The organism is Bradyrhizobium elkanii WSM2783 (genome assembly GCF_000472865.1).
Taxonomy (GTDB): Bacteria; Pseudomonadota; Alphaproteobacteria; order Rhizobiales; family Xanthobacteraceae; genus Bradyrhizobium; species Bradyrhizobium elkanii_A.
Genome location: NZ_AXAP01000007.1, coordinates 13,375 through 33,739, shown reverse-complemented (window position 1 = coordinate 33,739; position 20,365 = coordinate 13,375). Strand labels below are relative to the sequence as shown.

20 protein-coding genes are annotated in these 20,365 nt (G+C 61.4%); 8 read left to right on the top strand and 12 right to left on the bottom strand.

What is annotated here, in order from left to right:
* Positions 1-334: 334 nt before the first annotated feature.
* The 6 genes from YY7_RS0108845 to YY7_RS0108820 all read right to left on the bottom strand — a co-directional run bounded on the left by YY7_RS0108845 (position 335) and on the right by YY7_RS0108820 (position 7,834).
* Complete coding sequence (locus YY7_RS0108845; protein WP_080663632.1) at positions 335-766, bottom strand: cupin domain-containing protein; 432 nt, start codon at positions 764-766, stop codon at positions 335-337.
* Positions 767-962: 196 nt separating this feature from the next.
* The gene (locus YY7_RS51095; RefSeq protein WP_051396605.1) at positions 963-1,685 is read right to left on the bottom strand and encodes an urease accessory protein UreH domain-containing protein; all 723 of its coding nucleotides are present in this window, start codon (positions 1,683-1,685) and stop codon (positions 963-965) included.
* 24 nt (positions 1,686-1,709) lie between these two features.
* Positions 1,710-3,044 carry an MFS transporter gene (locus YY7_RS0108835; RefSeq protein ID WP_028162926.1) on the bottom strand — a complete coding sequence of 445 codons (1,335 nt, stop codon included), beginning with the start codon at positions 3,042-3,044 and terminating at the stop codon, positions 1,710-1,712.
* A 6-nt stretch (positions 3,045-3,050) separates the two neighbouring features.
* Positions 3,051-6,290, bottom strand: coding sequence for an efflux RND transporter permease subunit (locus YY7_RS0108830; protein ID WP_028162925.1), 3,240 nt, complete (start codon positions 6,288-6,290; stop codon positions 3,051-3,053).
* 3 nt (positions 6,291-6,293) lie between these two features.
* Positions 6,294-7,514 (bottom strand): efflux RND transporter periplasmic adaptor subunit, encoded by a 1,221-nt coding sequence (locus YY7_RS0108825; RefSeq protein ID WP_028162924.1) that lies wholly within the window; start codon positions 7,512-7,514, stop codon positions 6,294-6,296.
* 41 nt (positions 7,515-7,555) lie between these two features.
* On the bottom strand, positions 7,556-7,834 hold the full coding sequence (locus tag YY7_RS0108820) for a metal-sensing transcriptional repressor (RefSeq protein ID WP_028162923.1): 279 nt from the start codon (positions 7,832-7,834) through the stop codon (positions 7,556-7,558).
* A gap of 181 nt (positions 7,835-8,015) precedes the next feature.
* Here YY7_RS0108820 and YY7_RS0108815 point away from each other — a divergent pair, with 181 nt between their 5' ends.
* Positions 8,016-9,074, top strand: a complete 1,059-nt coding sequence (locus YY7_RS0108815) for a Cj0069 family protein (protein ID WP_028162922.1) — start codon at positions 8,016-8,018, stop codon at positions 9,072-9,074.
* A gap of 429 nt (positions 9,075-9,503) precedes the next feature.
* Here the strand turns inward: YY7_RS0108815 and YY7_RS57895 are convergent, their stop codons facing one another.
* Positions 9,504-9,830 carry a hypothetical protein gene (locus YY7_RS57895; RefSeq protein ID WP_245287227.1) on the bottom strand — a complete coding sequence of 109 codons (327 nt, stop codon included), beginning with the start codon at positions 9,828-9,830 and terminating at the stop codon, positions 9,504-9,506.
* Between the two features lie 277 nt (positions 9,831-10,107).
* Between YY7_RS57895 and YY7_RS65000 the strand changes: the two genes are divergently transcribed.
* The 5 genes from YY7_RS65000 to YY7_RS0108785 all read left to right on the top strand — a co-directional run bounded on the left by YY7_RS65000 (position 10,108) and on the right by YY7_RS0108785 (position 14,719).
* Positions 10,108-10,458, top strand: a complete 351-nt coding sequence (locus tag YY7_RS65000) for a hypothetical protein (protein WP_028162921.1) — start codon at positions 10,108-10,110, stop codon at positions 10,456-10,458.
* A gap of 330 nt (positions 10,459-10,788) precedes the next feature.
* The gene (locus YY7_RS0108805; RefSeq protein ID WP_028162920.1) at positions 10,789-11,154 is read left to right on the top strand and encodes a hypothetical protein; all 366 of its coding nucleotides are present in this window, start codon (positions 10,789-10,791) and stop codon (positions 11,152-11,154) included.
* 19 nt (positions 11,155-11,173) lie between these two features.
* Positions 11,174-11,347: a hypothetical protein gene (locus YY7_RS60150; protein ID WP_155255098.1), complete on the top strand. Its 174-nt coding sequence runs from the start codon at positions 11,174-11,176 to the stop codon at positions 11,345-11,347.
* Positions 11,348-11,624: 277 nt separating this feature from the next.
* Positions 11,625-13,130, top strand: a complete 1,506-nt coding sequence (locus tag YY7_RS51090; protein WP_245287226.1) for a TROVE domain-containing protein — start codon at positions 11,625-11,627, stop codon at positions 13,128-13,130.
* Positions 13,131-14,089: 959 nt separating this feature from the next.
* The gene (locus YY7_RS0108785; protein WP_028162918.1) at positions 14,090-14,719 is read left to right on the top strand and encodes a hypothetical protein; all 630 of its coding nucleotides are present in this window, start codon (positions 14,090-14,092) and stop codon (positions 14,717-14,719) included.
* Here YY7_RS0108785 and YY7_RS0108780 read toward each other — a convergent pair.
* Complete coding sequence (locus YY7_RS0108780; RefSeq protein WP_028162917.1) at positions 14,716-15,315, bottom strand: RNA ligase family protein; 600 nt, start codon at positions 15,313-15,315, stop codon at positions 14,716-14,718. The two genes, YY7_RS0108785 and YY7_RS0108780, sit on opposite strands and share 4 nt — an antisense overlap.
* 20 nt (positions 15,316-15,335) lie before the next feature.
* Here YY7_RS0108780 and YY7_RS0108775 point away from each other — a divergent pair, with 20 nt between their 5' ends.
* Complete coding sequence (locus YY7_RS0108775) at positions 15,336-15,755, top strand: hypothetical protein (protein ID WP_349642652.1); 420 nt, start codon at positions 15,336-15,338, stop codon at positions 15,753-15,755.
* Positions 15,756-15,788: 33 nt separating this feature from the next.
* Here the strand turns inward: YY7_RS0108775 and YY7_RS0108770 are convergent, their stop codons facing one another.
* From YY7_RS0108770 to YY7_RS0108755, 4 genes are all read right to left on the bottom strand, one after another.
* Positions 15,789-16,532 carry a hypothetical protein gene (locus YY7_RS0108770; protein ID WP_155255096.1) on the bottom strand — a complete coding sequence of 248 codons (744 nt, stop codon included), beginning with the start codon at positions 16,530-16,532 and terminating at the stop codon, positions 15,789-15,791.
* 785 nt (positions 16,533-17,317) lie between these two features.
* Positions 17,318-18,298, bottom strand: a complete 981-nt coding sequence (locus tag YY7_RS0108765; protein WP_028162914.1) for a DUF2971 domain-containing protein — start codon at positions 18,296-18,298, stop codon at positions 17,318-17,320.
* A 62-nt stretch (positions 18,299-18,360) separates the two neighbouring features.
* Complete coding sequence (locus YY7_RS0108760) at positions 18,361-18,786, bottom strand: hypothetical protein (RefSeq protein WP_028162913.1); 426 nt, start codon at positions 18,784-18,786, stop codon at positions 18,361-18,363.
* A 1-nt stretch (position 18,787) separates the two neighbouring features.
* Entirely contained in the window at positions 18,788-18,967 is a 180-nt protein-coding gene (locus YY7_RS0108755) for a hypothetical protein (protein ID WP_155255095.1), read from the bottom strand.
* A 440-nt stretch (positions 18,968-19,407) separates the two neighbouring features.
* Here YY7_RS0108755 and YY7_RS51085 point away from each other — a divergent pair, with 440 nt between their 5' ends.
* Positions 19,408-20,355 carry a hypothetical protein gene (locus YY7_RS51085; RefSeq protein WP_051396604.1) on the top strand — a complete coding sequence of 316 codons (948 nt, stop codon included), beginning with the start codon at positions 19,408-19,410 and terminating at the stop codon, positions 20,353-20,355.
* Positions 20,356-20,365 lie beyond the last annotated feature (10 nt).

Genomic DNA, 20,365 nt, shown 5'->3' with positions numbered 1-20,365 from the left:
GACGACGCCGAGCGGTCGACGACCGCGACCGCCACCTGATAGTCGCGCCTTTTGTAGTCTGCGAGCGCGGCTTGCGCCAGTTCCAGGGCTATGCTGAGTGCCAGCGATTCTCAATGAATCCTAGGCACGTGCATGGGCGAAACTAGCAAGAAGAAATAACGCGCCAACTAGACTTCTCGCAATCATGACCATATCTCGCTTGAGGGTCAGATGATGCGTGCAGTTGTAGCAACGGATGCGTGAAAAGCCTAACCGCCATGTGTCGAAGCGTGGTGCGGACCTCCAAAGCGGTCCTTGAATTGTGCGATTGCCCTATCGCCTTCCCAGCGTCGCTTCAGTTTCTCACGACGACAATCAGCGGCTTGTCCCTGGCCGCTCTGCTATGCACGACCAATGCCTTGACGCTTGCGCTGGTACTTTCATTGCGGGCGAGATGGACGAGATCGGCTGCGATGATTCCTGCTTCTCCGGCATTGAGCCGAGTCGCGGCTGCTCCTTCGACTTCCACGACAAGGCTTCCTTCGAACACATGAAGTAACTCCTGCGCACCGGGATGCTTGTGCCAGGGAGCAGCCGTGCCGGGTGCGAAGTCGACGACACTGACGATCGTCTCCTGGACGGTTTCGCCCTGACTTTCGAGGTCTTTTCGGAGTATCTGGGTGAGCTTGGGCGCTGTCTGCGTCTGTGCCCAGGCGATCGTTGGCATGTATGGAAGCGCTGCTGCCGCTCCAGCGAGGTAAAGCATTTCACGGCGGATCATTTTCATCTTCTGCCTCTCGAGTTTCTCGCCGGTTGTTGTCCCTCGTGTTGCCTATCCGCTTCGGATATCCAATGAACCCCGTGCTCGGGCGGAAATTCCGGGAACCAATTCCGCCAGGCTTTGGACGTTGCGCGTGATTGGCATTGCCGATAGAGGATTATGTGCGGTTCTTTAGGATGTCGCTTCATGGGAGAGCCGAAGCTCACCAGTTCGACATTAAGGGCCAGGCTCCAAGTACGATCACCGCGATGGCCGCGAAGGCTTCCAGTGCCGATGCTGCACAGCTACGGATCGTCTCCGTGCGCTCAACGAGGCGCAGAAGCCATGTCCGAGCGAACACCGCCGCCAATGGAAAGAGCGCAACCGTGAGGGTCATGCCGGCAGCGAAAATGGCCGATAGCAGCAAGCCCCATTTGACCGCACCATGGGCTGCCGCATAGGTCATGATGAAGGTGGTGAGCGGGCATGGAATGAGGCCGGTTGCTATCGCAAGCAGCGGCGCGGAGCGGTCATGGCGATGAGGTTCGGGACGAAACGCGCGCCACAAGAGCCAGAGTCCGATCAACACGATCAGGATTTGGCTTGCCTGTTCCAGGGCCGGCGCACGACCGGCGCCGCCAATCGTGTGCTTGAGGACGGCATAGCCGGACAGCACCAGGACGACGGCGGAGCCGACATGTGTAAGGATCAGCAGCAGGCTTGAGCCTAGGGCGCCTCGCCAGCGGCCATCTGCCGCATAATAGGAGGCGAGCACCGATTTGCCGTGGCCGGGCAGCAGGGCGTGCAACATGCCAAAGGCAAAAGCCGCTGCGGCCAGTGACGGCAGCGCACCGGCTCCGCTCGCCTGCAGCGCATTCAGCGCCTGCGCTGCGTTCGTATAGAGCGCGCGCTGCGCCTCGAAGATCGAATCGAACCCCGCGATCAATGAACCCGCCCGCCTTGGATTTGCTTAGGCATCGTTGGGCCAGCGCCGGTGATGCTCATCGATGACGAACACATGAGCATGGCGTTTCATGGGCGCACCCTGCAAATGGGGATCGTCGGGCGCCAGGCCGGGATGATCGTGCTCGACCACTTCCGGGTCGTCGGCCGGCCACAGCATCCGCGCGGCGACCACGCCGGCGAGCGTGATCGCCGCGAGCACAAGGGCCGTGATGGACAGGCCAGCCGAATTCCCGAGCCAGCCGGCGATGGGATAGCTCAACAGCCAACAGGCATGCGACAGGGCAAACTGCGCCGCGAACACCGCAGGACGGTCGGACGGCTGCGCCGAGCGTCTCAACAACCGTCCGGTCGGGGTCTGAACCGCGCTGTAGCCAACTCCCATCAATGTCCATGCCGCGAGCAGGACCGGCCAGATCTGATCGTGCCCGGTACGGAGAACAGCCATCAGCCCCAGCAGCAGAACGGTCAGCAGGGCGGCGGCGGAAAGCATCACCGCGCGATCCGGCCACCGGTCGAGCACCCTCGGCAGCAACAGCGCCGCCAGCATCGAGCCGCCGCCAAAACAGGCGAGCGCGATGGCGACATCGTTGTCGGGCCGCCCCAGCACCGCGCGGACCAACACCACGGTATTGACGATGACCATGGCGCCCGCCGCGGCAACCGACAGGTTCAGCGCGAGCAGCCCGCGCAGGCGCGGCGTCGCCAGGTAGATCCGGACGCCTTTCGTGGTCTTTTCGTAGAACGACTGGCCCGCTTCAGCCTTGGCTGCCGTCGAAGGCAGCCGCACGGACATCACCAACAGCGCGGAACACAGGAAGCCGATCACCGTGCCGGCAAATAGATTGTTGAACGAGATGACGGTCAGCAGCGCCGCCGCCAGCGTCGGGCTGAGCAGGTTTTCGAGGTCATAGGCCAGGCGCGAAAGGGACAGGGCGCGCGTGTAGTCGCGCTCCGCCGGCAGCACGTCCGGAATGGTTGCCTGGAAGGTCGGGGTGAAGGCCGCGGATGCGGATTGCAGCAGGAAGATCAGCACGTAGACCTGCCAGACCTCGGTGACGAACGGCAGCGCGACCGCGACCGAAGCCCGCAGCAGGTCCATGGCGACCAAAAACAGCCGACGCGGCACATAGCCGGCGAGGCTTCCCGCGATCGGCGCGATCCCGACATAGGCGATCATCTTGATCGCAAGCGCGGTTCCCAGCACCGCGCCCGCCTTGTCGCCGGCAATCTTGAAGGCCAAGAGTCCGAGCGCCACCGTCATCAGGCCGGTGCCGATCAGGGCGATGACCTGCGCGCCGAACAGATGGCGGTAGGTCCGGTTGGCGAGGACGGACAGCATGGCAGGCTATTCCGCTGCCCGTCTCGGCACGAAATGCTGTTCTGTCTCCGGTTGCGAGCGCCGCGGCGCGAAATAGGCATACAGGGCTGGCAGGACCAGTAACGTCAGCAGCGTCGCCGTGAGCAGCCCCCCGATCACGACGGTGGCGAGCGGCCGCTGCACTTCCGCACCCGTGCCGGAGGCCAGCGCCATCGGCACGAAACCAAGCGACGCAACGAGAGCGGTCATGATGACCGGCCGGAAGCGGGTCAATGCACCATCCTGAATCGCAGTCCGCGTATCCACACCGTCGCCGATCAACTTGCGGATCTGGCTCAGCATCACGAGCCCGTTCAAGACGGCAACGCCGGACAGCGCAATGAAACCGACAGCGGCCGAGATCGAGAATGGCATGCCGCGGAGCCACAGCGCGGCGATGCCACCGGTCAACGCAAGAGGCACGGCGCTGAAAACAAGCACCGCATCGCGCGCCGATCCAAGCGCACCGAGCAGCAGCAGGAAGATCATCGCAAAGCAGCCCGGCACGACGAACAAGAGGCGTTGGCGGGCAACCGAGAAGTTCTCGAACTGTCCACCCCAGGTCAGATAGGTGCCCGGTGCGAGCTTGACCTGCTCGGCGACCTTGGCCTGCGCCTCGGCGACAAGCGAGCCGATATCCCGCCCGCGCACTTCGGCGGTCGCAACCACGCGCCGCTTGCCGTTTTCCCGGCTGATCTGGTTGGCGCCGTCGGTCGATTCGAACGAGGCGAGCGTACGCAAGGGGATGGACGCCGCGGGTGCATTGGGGTTGGCGTGCGGCAGCGGCACCGGCAGATTTTCCAGCGCGGAGATATCGGAGCGCAACGCATCGTTCAGGCGAACCACGATCTGGAAGCGGCGGTCCCCCTCGAACACGAGGCCGGCGACCCGGCCGCCAATGGCGGTTCCGATCAGGTCCTGAACGGTGGCGAGGTTGAGTCCGCGGCGCGCGATCTCGGCCTTGTCGATCCTGATCTCCAGGAACGGCAGGCCGGTCGTCTCCTCGACCTTGACGTTTTGAGCACCCTCGATGCGGCGCAGGACGGCGGCAATGCTTTCGGCCGTCCGCTGCATTTCGGCAAAATCGTCGCCGAAGACCTTGACGGCCAGATCCTCGCGCACGCCGGCGATCAATTCGTTGAAGCGCATCTCGATCGGCTGCGAGAAGCCGAGCTTGTTGCCCGGCAATTTGCTCGCCTCGGCTTCGATCTCCTTGATGAGATCGTCCTTGGACATCGACGGGTCCGGCCACTCGCTCTGCGGCTTGACGATGATGTAGGTGTCGGAGGCGCTTGGCGGCATCGGATCGGCGGCGAGGTCCGGCGTCCCGGTTCGTGAAAACACGAAAGCGACTTGCGGGAACTTGCCAACCGACTGCTCGATCAGGAGCTGCATCGCCTGCGCCTGCGCCAGCGAGGTGCTGGGCACGCGCTTGACCTCCATCACGATGTTCTTTTCGTCCAACGTCGGTGTGAATTCCTGCCCGAGCCGGCTGAACAGCGCGCCCGCCCCGAGGATCAGGAGCAACGCCAGCCCAATCACCGGCAGCGGCGCGCGGGCAGTACGGGAGAGCAGCGGCGCGTAGATGGATTTCAGCGCGCGGATAATGATGTTCTCCTGCTCGCGCACCGGCTTTGAGATCGCGATCGCGATCGCCGCCGGCACGAAGGTCAGCGACAGCACGAATGCCGCCACCAGCGCGATCATGACGGTGAGCGCCATTGGCTCGAACGTCTTGCCTTCGACGCCGGTGAAGGTGAGAAGCGGAACGTAGACCAGGATGATGATGAGCTGGCCGTAGACCGTGGGGCGGATCATCTCGGTTGCGGACGCCGTGACCGTTTCGAGCCGCTCAGGCCGTGACAGGCCGCGCCCAAGCTCGCGCTGTCGTTCCGCGAGATGCCGCAGGCTGTTCTCCGCGATGATGACGGCGCCATCGACGATCAGGCCGAAATCCAGCGCGCCGAGGCTCATCAGGTTAGCGCTGAGCCGCCCCTGCAGCATGCCGGTGGCGGTCAACAGCATCGTCAGTGGAATCACGCAGGCCGTAATCAGTGCCGCGCGGAAATTGCCGAGCATCAGGAACAGCACGGCGATCACGAGCAGCGCGCCTTCAGCCAGGTTGGTTGCGACGGTCGCGATCGTGGCGTCGACCAGTTGGGTTCGATTGAGCACTGTCCGGGCATGAATGCCGGGGCGCAGCGTCCGGCTGATCTCCTTGATCTTGCGGTCAGCCGCGGCGGCCACCGTGCGGCTGTTGCCGCCGATCAGCATCAGCGCGGTGCCGAGCACCACCTCGCGGCCGTCGACGCTGGCGCTGCCGGTGCGCAGCTCCTTCCCGATTGCGACGTCGGCAAGATCGGAGACGCGGACCGGCACGCCGCCCCGGGTCGTCACCACGATCCTGCCGATATCATCGAGATTTTCCACCCGCCCGCTGGCCCGGACGACGACGCCTTCGCCGTTCTGCTCGATGAAATTGGCGCCGCGGCTGATGTTGTTCGCTTCGATGGCGTCGATCACTTGGGTGAATGACAGCCCATAGGCTGCAAGCCGGACCGGATCGGGCTGCACCTGGAACTGTTTCACGAAACCACCGATCGCATCCGCCCCAGCGACGCCGGGAACCGTCCGCATCTGCGGACGGATGATCCAATCCTGAACCGTGCGGAGATAGACCGTGCGCTGAAAATCGTCTGTCAGCCGCTCACCTTCGGGCGTGAGGTAGCTGCCGTCGCTCTGCCAGCCGGGCTTGCCGTCCTGCACCGGTGTGGTCGCGCCGGGCTTTTCATACTCCACGGCCCACCAATAGATCTCGCCGAGGCCGGTCGAGATTGGCCCCATCCGGACATCGACGCGGGGCGGAAGGTTGTTTCTTGCTTCGTTGATACGTTCGGCGACCTGCTGGCGGGCGAAATAGATGTCGGTGCGGTCGGCGAACACGGCGGTGATCTGCGCGAAGCCGTTGCGCGAGAACGACCGGGTTGACTCCAAGCCCGGCGTCCCGGCCAACGCGGTTTCCAGGGCCACTGTGACTTGCTTCTCGATCTCGACCGGGGTTAGGGCCGGCGCGACTGCATTGACCTGGACCTGAACGTTGGTGACGTCTGGAACGGCGTCGATCGGCAATTTGGTCAGCGACCAGAAGCCGGATGCGGCGGCCGCAAGCGTGACCAGCAGAACGAGCCAGCGCCGGCGAACGGAAAAATCGACGATCCACGCGATCATCGCCTAGTCCTCGTCGCGAGGTTTGGCAAATTCCGCCTTGAGCGAGAACGTATTTGAGACGGCAATGGTCTCGCCAGTAGCGAGACCGGCGGCGATTTCGACGGACTGCCCGTCCTGTTCGCCAAGCACGACATTGCGCTTTTCAAAGCCGTCCTTGTTGCGGACAAAGATCGCCTTTCCGCCGTCGACATTCTGGATCGCGGTTGCGGGCACGACGACCTCGACCCGACGCTCGCTAAGTGCAATCCCGGCCGTGACGAACGATCCCGGACGCCAATAGCCATTCGAATTGTCCAGCGCCGCCACGACGCGGGCGGTTCGGGTTTCCTTGTCGAGCAATGGGCTCACGAACACGATCTTGCCGGTCGCCGTCTCGGGCAATCCGCGCGCCGAGACGCGCACCGACTGGCCCTCCCTGACCTGCGGCAGATCGGCGGAAGAGACCGACAGCTCGACCCAGACGCGGCTGAGATCGACAATGACAAACAGCTCGGTCTCGAGATTGTCGCGCCCCACCGCCGCTCCAAGCTCGACCTTGCGCTCGGCAAGCCGCCCCGAAACCGGGGCCCGGACGTTCTGGCTGCGCAACGACGCGTCCGGGGATTGCGGCAGGCCCGTGATTTCGTCCGTTTCTACGCCCAATGCGAGCAACTTCTGGCGCGCGATGTTGAGGCGCATCTCGGTCTGCGCGGCGGCATTGCGCGACTTGATGTATTGCTGCTCCGGAACGGCCCGCCCTTCCCACAGCGATTTGTCGCGGGATGTGAGGTCCTGCTGCAACTCATTGGCAAGACGGGCGGCGAGATACTCGCTCTTGGCGTCCGCCACTTCGCGGCTTTCAAGAACGGCAAGCACGTCACCCTTGGTGACGTCATCACCGATGTTTTTGCGCAGTTCGGCCACTGTCCCCGATAGCTTAACCGAAACATGGGATACCCGACCCGCATCAGGAATCACCGTCCCGGGCACGGCTAGACGTCTTGCGATTGTTCCCGGCCCGACCGTTGCCAGGTCGATATGCGCCAGCTTGATCCGATCGTCATCCATGGCGACGACGGGTATCTTCGGCGCGGCCTGCTCGGATTTGCCGTCGCGTTGCGGCGGTGCATTGCCCGGTGCGATGCCGACGGTGCGCTGCAGCCTGGTCGAAACGTCCGGCATCAGCGCCACGACGGCGGCGCCCGCCAGAAAGGCGACGACTGCAATTATTGAACGGTTCGCCATCGAAGTCTCTGATGCGGCCTAAATAAGCTCGATGTGCCGCGCTAAAGATATTTCGAGATGGCCTTGAACTCGGCCAACACGCCCTTGGTCGATTTCGCGGATCCATTCGCGGCGGCATCCAGGCAGTGATCGACATGATCATGGATCAGCGTCCGCTTCGCCTCGCCGATCGCCTTTTCGACGGCATGCAGTTGCTGGGCGAGGTCGAGGCAGGATCGGCCTTCGCCGAACATCTCGATCACCCGGTGCAGATGTCCTTCGGCGCGCCGCAGCCGCTTGACGATCTCGGGGTGGGTTTCGTGGACGTGCTCGTTTGCCATGCCCAGTACCCTATCCCCCTGGAGGGGATAATCGCAAGCCAAATCGCTTCAGAGCAGCAATCGACAACTTGCAACGAGCGGATAAAGTCGCGTAAACTTGTTCACCGGGGAAGGGCAGACTCCCCGTCAGACTTTTCGGTCCAAGCTCTGCGCGACACGCGATTCGTCGTGGAGCTTGCGCATGAACACCGAACGGAACGCCTCTCAACATCACACCGTCGCCATCCTCTCGCGCGGAGATGCTGCCGCACGTCGGGACGCGACCCCACAGAACAGCCGCTTTGTCCGCGTTTTCGAGGCCCTAGCCTCAGTTGGCGTCGAGGCCCGCCCCGTCATCTACGACGAAATCTTCGCTGATGCGGTTCGCGACCAATTGCTTGCGGTCGATGGGGTTCTTGTCTGGGTCAATCCCATTCATGAAGGGAAGACGCGTGCGGCGCTCGACCGATTGCTGCGGGAGGTTGCGGCAAGAGGCCCCTGGGTGAGCGCACATCCCGATGTCATCCTGAAGATGGGCGTCAAGGAGGTGCTTTACCGGACGCGCCATCTCGGTTGGGGCGGAGACACACATCGTTATGACAGCGCCGCTGCTTTCCGCGCTGAATTCCCGTCGCGCCTGCGGGCTAACGGTCCACGCGTGCTCAAACAAAACCGCGGCAATGCAGGCCAAGGCGTTTGGAAGGTCGACTCCCTGCCAGGTTCCGACGCCGCAGTGCGGGTGCTGCACGCCCAGCACGGCAGCCTGCCCGAGGACATCCCGTTGGAGGCCTTTATCGTTCGCTGCGAGCCATATTTCGGGTGGGGAGGCTGCATCATCGATCAACCGTTCGAGCCGCGCCTGCCGGAAGGGATGATCCGCTGCTACATGAGTGGGTCTAAAGTCGCCGGGTTTGGGCATCAATTGATCAAGGCCTTGATACCGCCGCCGCCGGAAGGCCCGGATTCGCCGGAAGCGCAACCCGGGCCACGGATTATGCACGGGCCCGACGCCCCGTCGTTCCAGGCGCTGCGACGATTGATGGAAGATGAATGGACACCACAAATGCTGGAAACGCTCGGCATCGATGGGCCGTCGCTCCCGGTCATCTGGGACGCGGATTTCCTCTATGGTCCGCGCGACAAGTCTGGCGCCGATACTTACGTCCTCTGCGAAATTAACGTGAGTTCATGCTTTGCCATTCCCGACGAGGCGCCAGCCGCGATCGCGCGGACGGTTAGAGACCGTTTTATGCGAACTTAAGAATCGAGCTCGAGCGCCAACTTCCGTTCGGGGCCTAAGAGCGAAGTCTCTGATGACACAAGGTTGTTGATGACACAAGGTTGTTGCAAAGATGGCGGCCTTGAACGTCTTTGGCAAACGAGGTGCTCTCTGTACGGGTCGGCATCGTCCGGCCTCCTGTAGCGATCCTTCAGTTCAGCCTTTAGAGAAGCACGAGGAATCAGGTCCGAGACAGAACCCCCGAACACAGCCGTATGGCTCAACCCTGCGCTGAGTGAGGCGCGGTCTCTCAATCTAAGCGAATCTGGGTTACGCAGTGCTCTGGAATCGTGCGATTCCGCAACTGACAGCACCGCCGCAGTCCCAGGACAATCACCTCCCGGTGAGCGCGGGCTCTTCTAGTCTAACGGGGCCAATCACCGCCGGCTCTTATAAAGCTCACTGCTGATTTCAGCGGTTCTCGTCACGTTCAGGATGCGCTCGCCAGTCACGACCTACTGTTTGATGGTCCGTGTCAGTATTGCCCGCAGATCCCTCGTGGTCGGTAGCCGGTCGGCTGACATTTCCTTGAGCCTTCCAGTCGCGGTCGATCTGAACGTTCTCACCACGCGCCCTATCTTGGTTGCGAGATTGGTCCGATTGTTGGGGCGTACGGTCTGGCTGCACCGGAACCGACTGCCCCTCCTTATACGTCTTGGATAATCCGGACTCTTCTGCAGATGCGGGAACCAAGGCAAAGGACAACGATGTTGCCATTGCTACTGCAAGAACACGCATGGTCTCTCCTCCTCCGTTCGACCGAGGCTAACAGCTCGGTCAAATTTTAGTTCGGAGAGAGGAGCTCATTCTTGTGGTTCACCAGCCAGATCGCTGCAAGCCGGGCGATCTGAGGGACGGCACGTCCGTTCGCTTGACCTTTCCGCCGCCTTGCTTTCGAGGTCCGGCGACAATGGATCGGTGCATTCCGATTTTTGGGCTGGAAGCGCAGCTGACCTCGCCGAGCGTAATGCCATTGGCGTTTTTCCGATCGGTGGCTGGTAAGGAATAGCCTTACTTGGAGCGGTTCGACGGCACTGCGCGCGATGCCCTGATCGTGACGCCCAGAGCGTCGGGGTCGAATGTGGACATATCGCGGCTGGATGACGACGAGGTCGCCGGGGTGCGCCTCGACACCCTGAAACAAGGCGGGAGCACCAGCGAGCATCATGCCGAGCATCAACCGGCGTTCGCTCCAGGATGCCGCGCGCGCAGACCACGCGTGAAGATGCCGGTCGAAGCGCCGTCCCGGCCAAACGTCAGGTGCGTTCAGCTCGCGCGCCATCTCGCCGTGCTCGAGCTGCACAATTTCCGACGGCGCATCCTGCACCGCATCGCGCAGCATTTCGAAATGGGAAAATTCGCCTGACGAACCGTGACCGCTACCCATGACTCGGGTGATAGCGCGGGCCCGCGGTGATTCGTGAACTGAAATTTTCTAACAATTGCAGGGGAGATCAGTGGCGCAATTTACGTGTTGATGCGCCAAAAATGGGACGCCGCGTGAAAATTTTCGCATGGCAGGGGCGATGTGAACGAAACCTATGCGGAAAGTGCCAAGGTTCAGGTTGTATTGATGATACGCCACAGTTGCGTAGGCCTGCCGCGTGGATTCCGCGATAGCGCGCCAGCTCTCGCGCTCGATGGCTGAGAACGTCAGGCTGCGTGCCCGCCTTGTCGAGTTAGGAGTGAGAGACCTATGAGCGACGACGACAATGTCACATCGCTGCCGGTGAAGTTCAAAAACCCTCCGTCTGAAGACGGACCGATGCTCAAGGTCATCGACCTGCGGTTCGGCGACAATGGATGCAATCATCGCTATTTTTATCGCGACGGCCGGATGCAGCACGTCGGCTATTTGATCCGCGAGGGCGAGACCGAGGTCGAATGCGGCAATTGCCATACCCGGCTCGATCCCATGTTCGTGCTGCGGATCATGGCGAACGAGGAGACACAATGGCTCCGCACGCGCACGGCCTATGTCGCGGAGATGCAGCGGCTGAACGAGCGACGCCGCACCAAGTGCGACCACTGCGGCAAGATGACGAGGATTAGCGTCCGATAACCCGAAGGAAAGAACAACAATGACGACGGCCGAAGAAGCCCGCCTTCGCGCACGGATCAGCCGCCTGACCCGCGTGCTCGAGGACATTGAGGACTTTCAAGCATCGATCGCTAGGCTGCGCGAGATCGAGGAAGACGATCGTCACGACGCCGATCTTGTCGTCAAGTCCGAAAAGTTTGCATCCGGCCCTTGACCCGCCACAATGCCGGAGCCTATGGCACGCCGCCACGCCGTAGCTCTCGGTTACTTCGCTTTGGATGAAAGCACCAAGATGCCGAGCGCGCCACTTGCTGGCACCCCTGAGACAGACGCCGTAGACATCGGATACTTCGCTTGAAGAGCCCCGGTCGTTGGTTCGATTCCAACCCGCCCGCAAGGGTCGGTAGCTCACTTGGTAGAGCAGGGAAAAAGGACCGGTATCGCCTTTCGCTCTGTCTCACTGGTCGGCCCGGCAAATAGAGGAGCGACCGATGCGAACCAATGTCCGCGCACAGAACGCGCTTCGCACCCACGAGGGCGCAATCGCCCACCCCATCAATGCCCAGCAGGCGCTGCGGCGCTCGGTGCTGTCCTGCCTCCTGTTCGAACGGGAGTTCTATGAGGACGGCGTCGAGATTTCCGATCGCATCAGGACGCTGGCGGAGAGCGTGAACCCGGAGACCGTCGCCGCGCTCGCGGTCGAGGCGCGCAACCTCATGCACCTGCGCCATGTGCCGCTGCTGCTCCTCGAGGTGCTGTCGCGCACCGCCGCCGGTCGGTCCGATGCGCTGGTCTCGAAGACCATCGAGCGCGTGATCTCGCGTGCCGACGAGATGGCGGAATTTCTGGCGATCTATACCGGCGGCGGCGATCGGCGCACGGCGAAGCCCGGCCGTGGCCGCCAGTTCGCCGCGCAGGTGATGCGCGGGCTCGATCTGGCGCTCCGCCACTTCGACGCCTACCGGTTCGCGAAGTACGGCCGCGCGGGCAAGGTCAAGCTGCGCGACGTCTTCCGCATCGCGCGGCCGAAGCCGGTCGACGCGACGCAGGCGGCGCTGTTCAAGGCGGCCAAGGACGGCGCGCTGCCGTCTCCGAATACGTGGGAGGTCGCGCTGTCGGCAGGTAGCGACAAGAAGGCGACGTTCGAGCGGCTGCTGCGCGAGGACAAGCTCGGCTATCTCGCTTTGCTGCGTAACCTGCGCAACGTGGCGGAGGCCGGTGTCGACCGCGACCTGATCTGCGAGAAAATCCTGCTGCGCAAGGGCGCGGCGCGCGTATTGCCGTTCCGCTATGTCGCGGCGGCGCGCGTGGTGCCGACGTTCGAACCGGCGATCGACCGGGCGCTGCTCGCCGCGATCGGCGAGCTGCCCGCATTCGCTGGCCGGACGGCGATCCTTGTCGACGTGTCCGGGTCGATGGACGAGAAGCTGTCGGCGAAGTCGGACCTCACGCGCCTGGACGCAGCCGCGTCGCTGGCGGCGATCTTCGCCGGCGATGACGTGCGGCTGTTCTCGTTCTCGAACCACGTGATCGAGGTCCCGGCGCGCCGTGGCATGGCAGGCATCGATGCGATCAGAACCAGCCAGGACCATCAGGGCACCTATCTCGGCCGCGCGGTGGCCTACATGAACGGGTTGAGCATCGACCGCCTCGTCGTGATCACGGACGAGCAGAGCCACGACCATGTGCCGCCGCCGGAGGCGAAGCGGGCCTACATGATCAACGTCGCGTCGAACCGGAAACGGCGTGGGCTATGGCCGCTGGACCCATATCGACGGGTTCAGCGAGAACGTGATCCGCTACGTGCGGGAGATCGAACGCGACTATTGATAGAGGCCCTCCCGCAAAAGGCGGGCCTTCCGCTGTCAGTCCGTCCTTTTCTTTGCAGGACTGCGACGGCGTTTGCGGGCGACAGCAACCATGCCAGTCCTGCCGCGCGGATCGCCGCTTCCCTGCAGCGCAATGGTTCCGCTCCCCGGTTCGGGCAAGGTCAATAATCCGTTCTCTTGAAGGGTCGCCAGCTTGCGGCCTTCGTTACCGGCTGCGACGACAAACTTCAGCGCTGAAATCGGATTGCCGATGATCTCGATCAGCTTTTCGCAAGAGATTGGATCAAACCCGAGCGCAGCCCCGACGTCGAACACAAGCCTGCGCGCCTCGTCGGCATCGACCACGAAGTCATCGTCCAGCTCGACCCGACGGGGCGGTCTGCGCAGCCTTTTGCGCTTATCAAAGAATTTTTCGATTTTCTCCCAGAACGCAAGGAAGTCGGTCCCGGCGGCGATCCATGACCGCGCCACTCGCGACAGCAACAGCAGCGCGCCGAGATACCCCATGAGTTCGATCGAGCCCGGCGAGGAATAGTGGAAAGATTTGATCCTGAGCGACTCCTCGCGCGGGATCGAGCGGTAGATGTAACGGCCGAAATGTCGGGTCTCGATATCACCGGACCAGAACTGCTTGCGCAGGAGGTCCTGCAGCCGGTTGCGCGTCTCTTCCTCGGTCGCGACCAGTGGATAGAAAAGGCCGTAGCTCTCCGACATGCTTTCGGCGAGAGCGAGCAAATCCTGAATATCCCACGCGCCGTCAACTTCAATCGTAACGGACCCCTGCAGCCCCTCTGTCATGAACGTGCCCCCCTTGCCGAAGCCCGTTCTAGCATCGGTTGCGCGGTTTGCCTAACCATCGCGAGGCGGCAGGCTCCGGTCAAACTGACCGCAGAAAGATCAGCTACGGCGCCCCTTTCGTTTGCCCAAACTGACTCAATCGCAATCTGCCGTGGGGCATCGCTAGCCGCACTTCCTCCGGCTCAGGCCTACCCCGCCATTCGCGCGAGCCTCTTGTCCGAGCGGGAAGAAATCCTGCGCAGGCGCCAACCAGCGCGCGAATTCTTATTGTCTTGCGCCTTTGAGTTTGCCAAGACATTTATGCGTCGCGCACAGCCAGGGGGGCGCGCATGAAACAACGCTTCGATCTATTCGCCATCTGTCTTTTGATCTTTGCTGCGATCCTGGTCACCGCAATGGCGACCGACCCAAAGGGATTTTCAGTTCGGGATTGGCAGCCGCTGATGGCGGCGTTCGTTGCTTTAGCCGCGGCGTCGCTTGCGTATCACGCGGCAATGGCCAAGCTCGACCACGACAGGGAGGTCCTCGCCGAAGAGCGGCGCCGCAAGGCGTTGGCAGTCTGTTTGCGGCTGCGCTTTGGGGCTGGTGCTCAAAAGCACGATATCGACAATCTTGCTTTTCGCATACGTCCGCTCAACCACGCCACGTTTCAGAGGGACATTGCTGCGGACACGCTTATCGTCCGCAGTCAGCCCGCGATTGAAGAGGCGTGGGAGAACGTCGATCTATTTCCGGCAGATTTAGCGCTGGCTCTGCACAATATGCAGCTCGGCCGCAGCAACTACGAGCTGTTCAAGGAACGCTACGCCGATCAGCGATGGACACTGAAGCCGGGCGAGGCTTTGCCATCTGAATTGCATCGTGCGCATGAAGCGTTTTCGCTCTGGGGCCAGAACTCCGAGCAGTGCATCAAGCAACTCTTGGAGTTCGTGCGGACCGAATTGCGGCGGCCCGTCTAGAGCTGATCCTGCACGCGGCTATAGGCCGGATGCTTCGGGTTCTTGACCTTGACCCAGTGCTTGCAGCGCCGGGCGCCATACCAGCGCTCGGCGTGTTTGGACACCAGCCCTTCAAGATTCATGTTGCAGGCGGCGCGGAACAGGTCGGGGCCGATCGCGCCGCGCTCGAACGGAGCCGCGAAAATCCCTTCCGGTCGCCGGGCGAGCACCCGCTCCAGATTGGCCTTGCGCATTGACAGCGGCAGCTTGCGCAGGTCCTCGCCGTCTGCAGCCAGGATGTCGAAGGCGTAGAGCTGGACCCCATCATTGTGCTTGTCGGAATGCAGCCCGTCGAAATCGCTGACGCCGTCGACCCCGAGCAGCACGGCCTCACCGTCGATGACGAATTGCTTGCGCCGGTTCGACCGCGCGGCGTCGGCGATCCATGGGAAATGCTTGGTGCAGTCGACACCGCTCTTGGTGATCAGGCGCACACGGTCGGACTCGCGGATGACCATGATCCGATAGCCGTCATACTTGACCTCATGGAACCAGTCGGGGCCGGAGGGGACTTCCGTGGCCTTGACCGGCAGGGCGAATTCCGGACGCCAACGCATAGAGGCGTATATATGAAGAGATGGGCGAATTGCGAATCCAGTTGATTGACGGCCAGTCGCCGACAGGCTGGAATACCCCGGTGCCCGTCATCGTGAGGTTAGTTATGCGTTCCTCGCCGTCGATTGCACCCGGTTCCGACCGGGATATCTATCTGGTCCTCGACAGCTTCGGCAGTCGTCTAGGCTGCGCTTGGGTTGAGACCGACGAGGAGCACACCGACCGCGATACTTTGCTGCGCCACCTGATGGAGGGGCAATACAGCAACCCGATCCGGATCGTCAGCTTCAACACCAGCGAAGGCTGGTCGCAGGATGCCTCAGAGGAGATCGCCACCGAGCTGCGCCAGCGCTGCGCGGAACGCGGCGAAGTCCCGCCGACGCTGGAGGATTTTCTGGAGCGGCACGGCCAGCGCGTCGACATTCAGCTTTCGCTGCTCTAAGGCTCGCACTTGGTTCGCGGATGTTCGGTTGGATTAAGGTGACGGTGGTACTGGCGGGCAATTCAACCGTAGCCATGAACACGCTGTTGATACGTCTGCCGGTTTCGCGGCGGCGAACCGACTGACCTCGTCAATCTGGTCCCACCGGATGAACTCGATGCGTTGGTCGGCGACGTTCCTGACTAGCATTCCTCTTTCAAAATTTCGTAGCAGCACCCGGTTGCGTTGTTCCCCGTTCTTCATGGAAATCGCGTACGGCCCAGTTGTCTGGCGTAATGCAGATTTGCCCCGCTCAATTCCGATAAAAAACGCCGCCATGGCGACAACCGGGATCACACTTAGCGCCGCGCGCGCCTGCTGAAACACAGGTTCGGTTCGATCCTCGAAGGGCAGCAGTCGGGCGCCGTAGACGAGCCAAACGTAGAGAAGGGGAAAAAACACTGCGATTGATACGAGTTCACTTGAAAAGAAGAACGTCGTAACCAGACCGGCCGCAAAAAAGCCTGGGATGACCCATGTGCGCCAATGCTTGCTTATGGGTGGAGCGAAGACCCGCTTGCCAAGAATTGCGCGCCAGTCCAGCCACACGTACATGATAATGGCAGTGGAGGGTATCCACTGGGTGGCGTTCGCAAAATAGTCCGAAGTCGAGGCGAACGTTTGAAAGCTCGCTCCTATGACGAGGAAGTATCCAAACTCATGGGTGACTGAGAACAGGAGAAGGACCAGTGTGGCCGCGCCAAGTATGGCTCCAAAATTATCGAGAAACTGTTTCATTCGCTCGTCCGAAGGGTGTTTCCTGACGGCGTGTATCCGTCGAGGCGAGCTGAGGGTCATTTCTCGGTACAGCGCCGCCACATGCCCTTCAACGAGCCGCCCACCTAGTTCAGTGGCTTTTCAACGGTTTTTAGGTCAAGAGGCATTGCCCTGTGGGCGGCTTCCAGTGCCTGCGCTCGTTGGCCCGCCACGGCGCACGACGCGGTGATGGACGCCAGGGCAGCCCCCGATTGTTCCTAAAGAGAATCAATACCGGTGAAAGCGATGCCGCAGCTTTTAGGAACGGGCCTATGCTGGCGAGGTTCTATTGTTGCACGCATCGTTGGCTCACAACGTGCGTGCGACGACAAACTTGGCAGCTCCGGTCGATGTGACGACGGCTGGGCTGCTTTTTTGTGGCGAAGGACTGACGTGTGACGAAACCGAATTGCCTCGTGTGTCACGGGCTGGGCTGGGTGTGCGAAAATCACCCTGACCGTCCCTGGTCAGAGGACGTTTGGGGGTGTCAGTGCGGCGCCGGCATGCCATGCGAATGCAACCGTAGCGACGGGATTGATGAGCCTGACGTGAGCGGAGTCCTAGACGAGACCCCACCTGTCAAACATTAGCTGGCTGCGAAAAATCCTTGTCGTCGCGGCACAAAGTGCACTCACATCCGCGCTGCAGTTGTGCTTTTCTGATCGTGCGACCTCTCGCTGATCAGTAGTCTCCAGCCCCGGTTCGGTTGAGAGGGAGTGCGCCCCGGCGTCGACCACCAATGATCGCGCCGGGGCGTTGGCGCGCCTTCAGGTCCGGACCGGTATCTGCGAGGTAACGATCCGCTTGGCCGCATCCACAACCCCAGCGTCGCTCAGCACCGATACGAACGCCTCGTACATTGCGAACGGATACTGGGTAGGTCCGATGATAATTCGGTCGAGCAACTCGTTCGGGTCTAAGCCAGTCAGCCCAGCCTCCGCATCGTTTTGCAACGGTATCTTGAAAATCCGCTGCGGCACACCTGCCACTGTTTCAATCGATGACTGTATGCGCGCGCCGGTATGACGCCATGGGGCATGAATGATGCGCCATTCCCTTTCTTCGTGAAATCCCTCATGCTTCAAACCGACCATCGCGCTGATCAGCATGACCCGGACTGTTGCCAGCAGCCACGGCCGGCCGATGCTCTGCAGAAACTCTCGATTGTTGCGGATGTTGGCAATCACCGTGTTTACCTCGTCCGCGAAGTCCTGCTCCGTGAAGTACGCCACCGGACTCAACTCGGCGCCAAGCCTTGCATTTTTCCCGAGCGCCAAATCCAGCTTGATCACCATGGCAACGCGGGCCGTCGAGTTGCCGAAAGCGCGCCACATCGACAGCCGTCCGTGTGCGTCCTCGCGGTCGTCGTGTTCGGATATCGACGCGATGTAAGTCCCAAGATGATTAGCCTGCAGTGACTGATCGAACTGGGTGATCGCCTCCTCAGCAACGCCTTGAAAACACCCGTTCAGGGCGTCCGTGAATGCAGCTCGATTTGCGTCCTGGCCGAAAAATCGGCGCAGCGCATCCAAGCCATGGTGCACCTCGCGGTAATCCGACATGCAAACAGTGTTTCGCATCCAAAGGCATCGGTGGCGGATGATATTGAGCGCGTTCTCGGCGGACGTGTAGTGAACGAAACGGCCTTTCCGGGCAATCATCTCCTTCCGTCTGCGGTCGGCGTAAGGAAACAGGATGCCGTTCAGTCTTTCGATTTTGGCCAGCTCTTCGGCCGTCAGTTGCGCCATCTCACGTCCCTTTCATCGATTCGTCTTTGCTGTTGAGAGAAATTCGTCCCGCGCGCTGATGCTCATGTGTGCCGAAACGGCTTGCTCCTGAACGCACCGTACTCAAGCTTTTCTTCAAGGTGCGGCGGTTCGTCATCAAGCTCGCTGACCATGCCGACCATCGCGAACGACTGCCGGAACCCGCACACGAATAGGCTGAGGGTTTTTTCCGGCGCAACCTGATTTTCATAGGCGAACTGATCATTCAGGCTGGTTTTGGCGCGCCTCAGATCGGGCGGGTTGCCGACCAAGTTAAGGACCTCTGCCGGGATCATCCCGTCGAACACCTGCGCGTTGCTGAAGAACCTTGTGACGATGACGCCGGAGGCTGGGACAATGCGACCCGTGTGCTTGTAGTGCAGCGCGCAGAACAGCTTGGTGGCGAACGACCGCAGTGCGCGCAGGAAATCCGGCTGGGCGATCGACACGACCGGGATATCGCCCAGCATTTCATAGCCGTCGCGGCTGCGCCCGGTTCGTTTGAGAAAGGCCCGGGACCTCGTTGGGCTTGAGCCGCATGGCGCGATAGGCCTCGGGAAAGGCCTGACGAACGGCGTCCATTGCCCGCCGCCTTTCAAAGCTCTGCAGCTCGCTCTCGTTGTCGTCGAAAAAGAGCAGCCGCGCGAGCATCGCGACGATCTTCTCGTCATGCCGCGTCATACCGTTGCAGGGTTCACAGGCCGGGAAGCTGTACCCTTCCGGCCACTGCCTGCCGTCGAAGATGCCGCGTGCCGGAACGTGGTCCTCGGTGGTAGCCGGTGTGTTGCCGCCGCAAAACAGCAGATTGGATGCGCCGCCAGAAACGCCTGCTTTCGTCGTTTCTTGTCCCCCATCGAGGCTTTGCCCACTCCCCAAAGCAGCGCCGACGATCCAAACCCGTGATGCGGGCTTTGGTCAAGGCTCAATGCGGTGGGTAATAAATCCGCCTCCCTTAGGTTGGTGGACCGCTCCTCGGGCGCGGCGATGTCCCAGGCCCTGTTCTTTCTGCCCGAAACTTCAGCTAGAGCTTGCGTTTTGGCCGATTAAGCCAATACGTTGAAAACTGTACCGCCCAAACAAATGAAAATCGAATGCGAAAGACAATCGCCGACTTGGCCCGTGGCGTCTACGAGCATAACGAGCATGCCAATCTCGCCGACCGCAAAGCCCGCCGCTACCATCCGTATTCGTTCGATTTCGACTCAACGCCTCTGAGCCTCGAGAGCCCCGAGGAGCATTGGGACGAGCAAGTTAAGCAAGTTCACCTAGAGAATCGCGAGCATCAGATCAAACGGCTTGAGCTGGAGTACGGCACGCTCCGCATTGAGGACGTTATCAGGAACGCGACGGATCTAGGAGCAAAGTCGATGTCCCTGCTCGCCTATCACAATAGGCTGCACACGCAAGCGCGGCGTGCCTTTGTTGCGGGCGTGTATTACCCAGCCCTAGTTGCGGCCTGTGCGCTCGGTGAGCGTATCCTAAACCACCTAGTGCTCGACTTGCGCGACAGCTTCAAATCCTCCGAGCACTATAAGAAAGTCTACCGCAAAGACTCCTTCGACAACTGGCCGTTCGCGGTCTCTGTCTTGACGGACTGGAAGGCCTTGGCAGATGGCGTTGGGGCAGACTTCCTTGCTCTCGGCGACCTCCGAAATCGGTCGGTTCATTTCAGTCCAGAGACTTATCAGTCTTTGCGCCAGGATGCTCTTGCGGCCTTTGAGCGGCTGAACGCGATCATAGCAAAGCAGTTTGGATATTTCGGTCTCCAACCTTGGTTCATCGAAGACACACCCGGCGCGCAATTCGTGAGGAGGACCTACGAGGACCATCCGTTTGTCCGCACCTACATCATACCGCTGAGTGGTTTTGTCGGCCCTCTGTACGGTATGGAGCTGTCACAGCAAGGACTGTGGACCCATCTCGACTATTCTGACTATGGTGATGATGAACTCAGCGACGCAGAATTTGCGAAACGGTATCGAGAGCGCGACCCAACCAAAATCGTTTCTCGCGAGATGATTGAGAAACATGGAAGATAGTGGCAGCAGC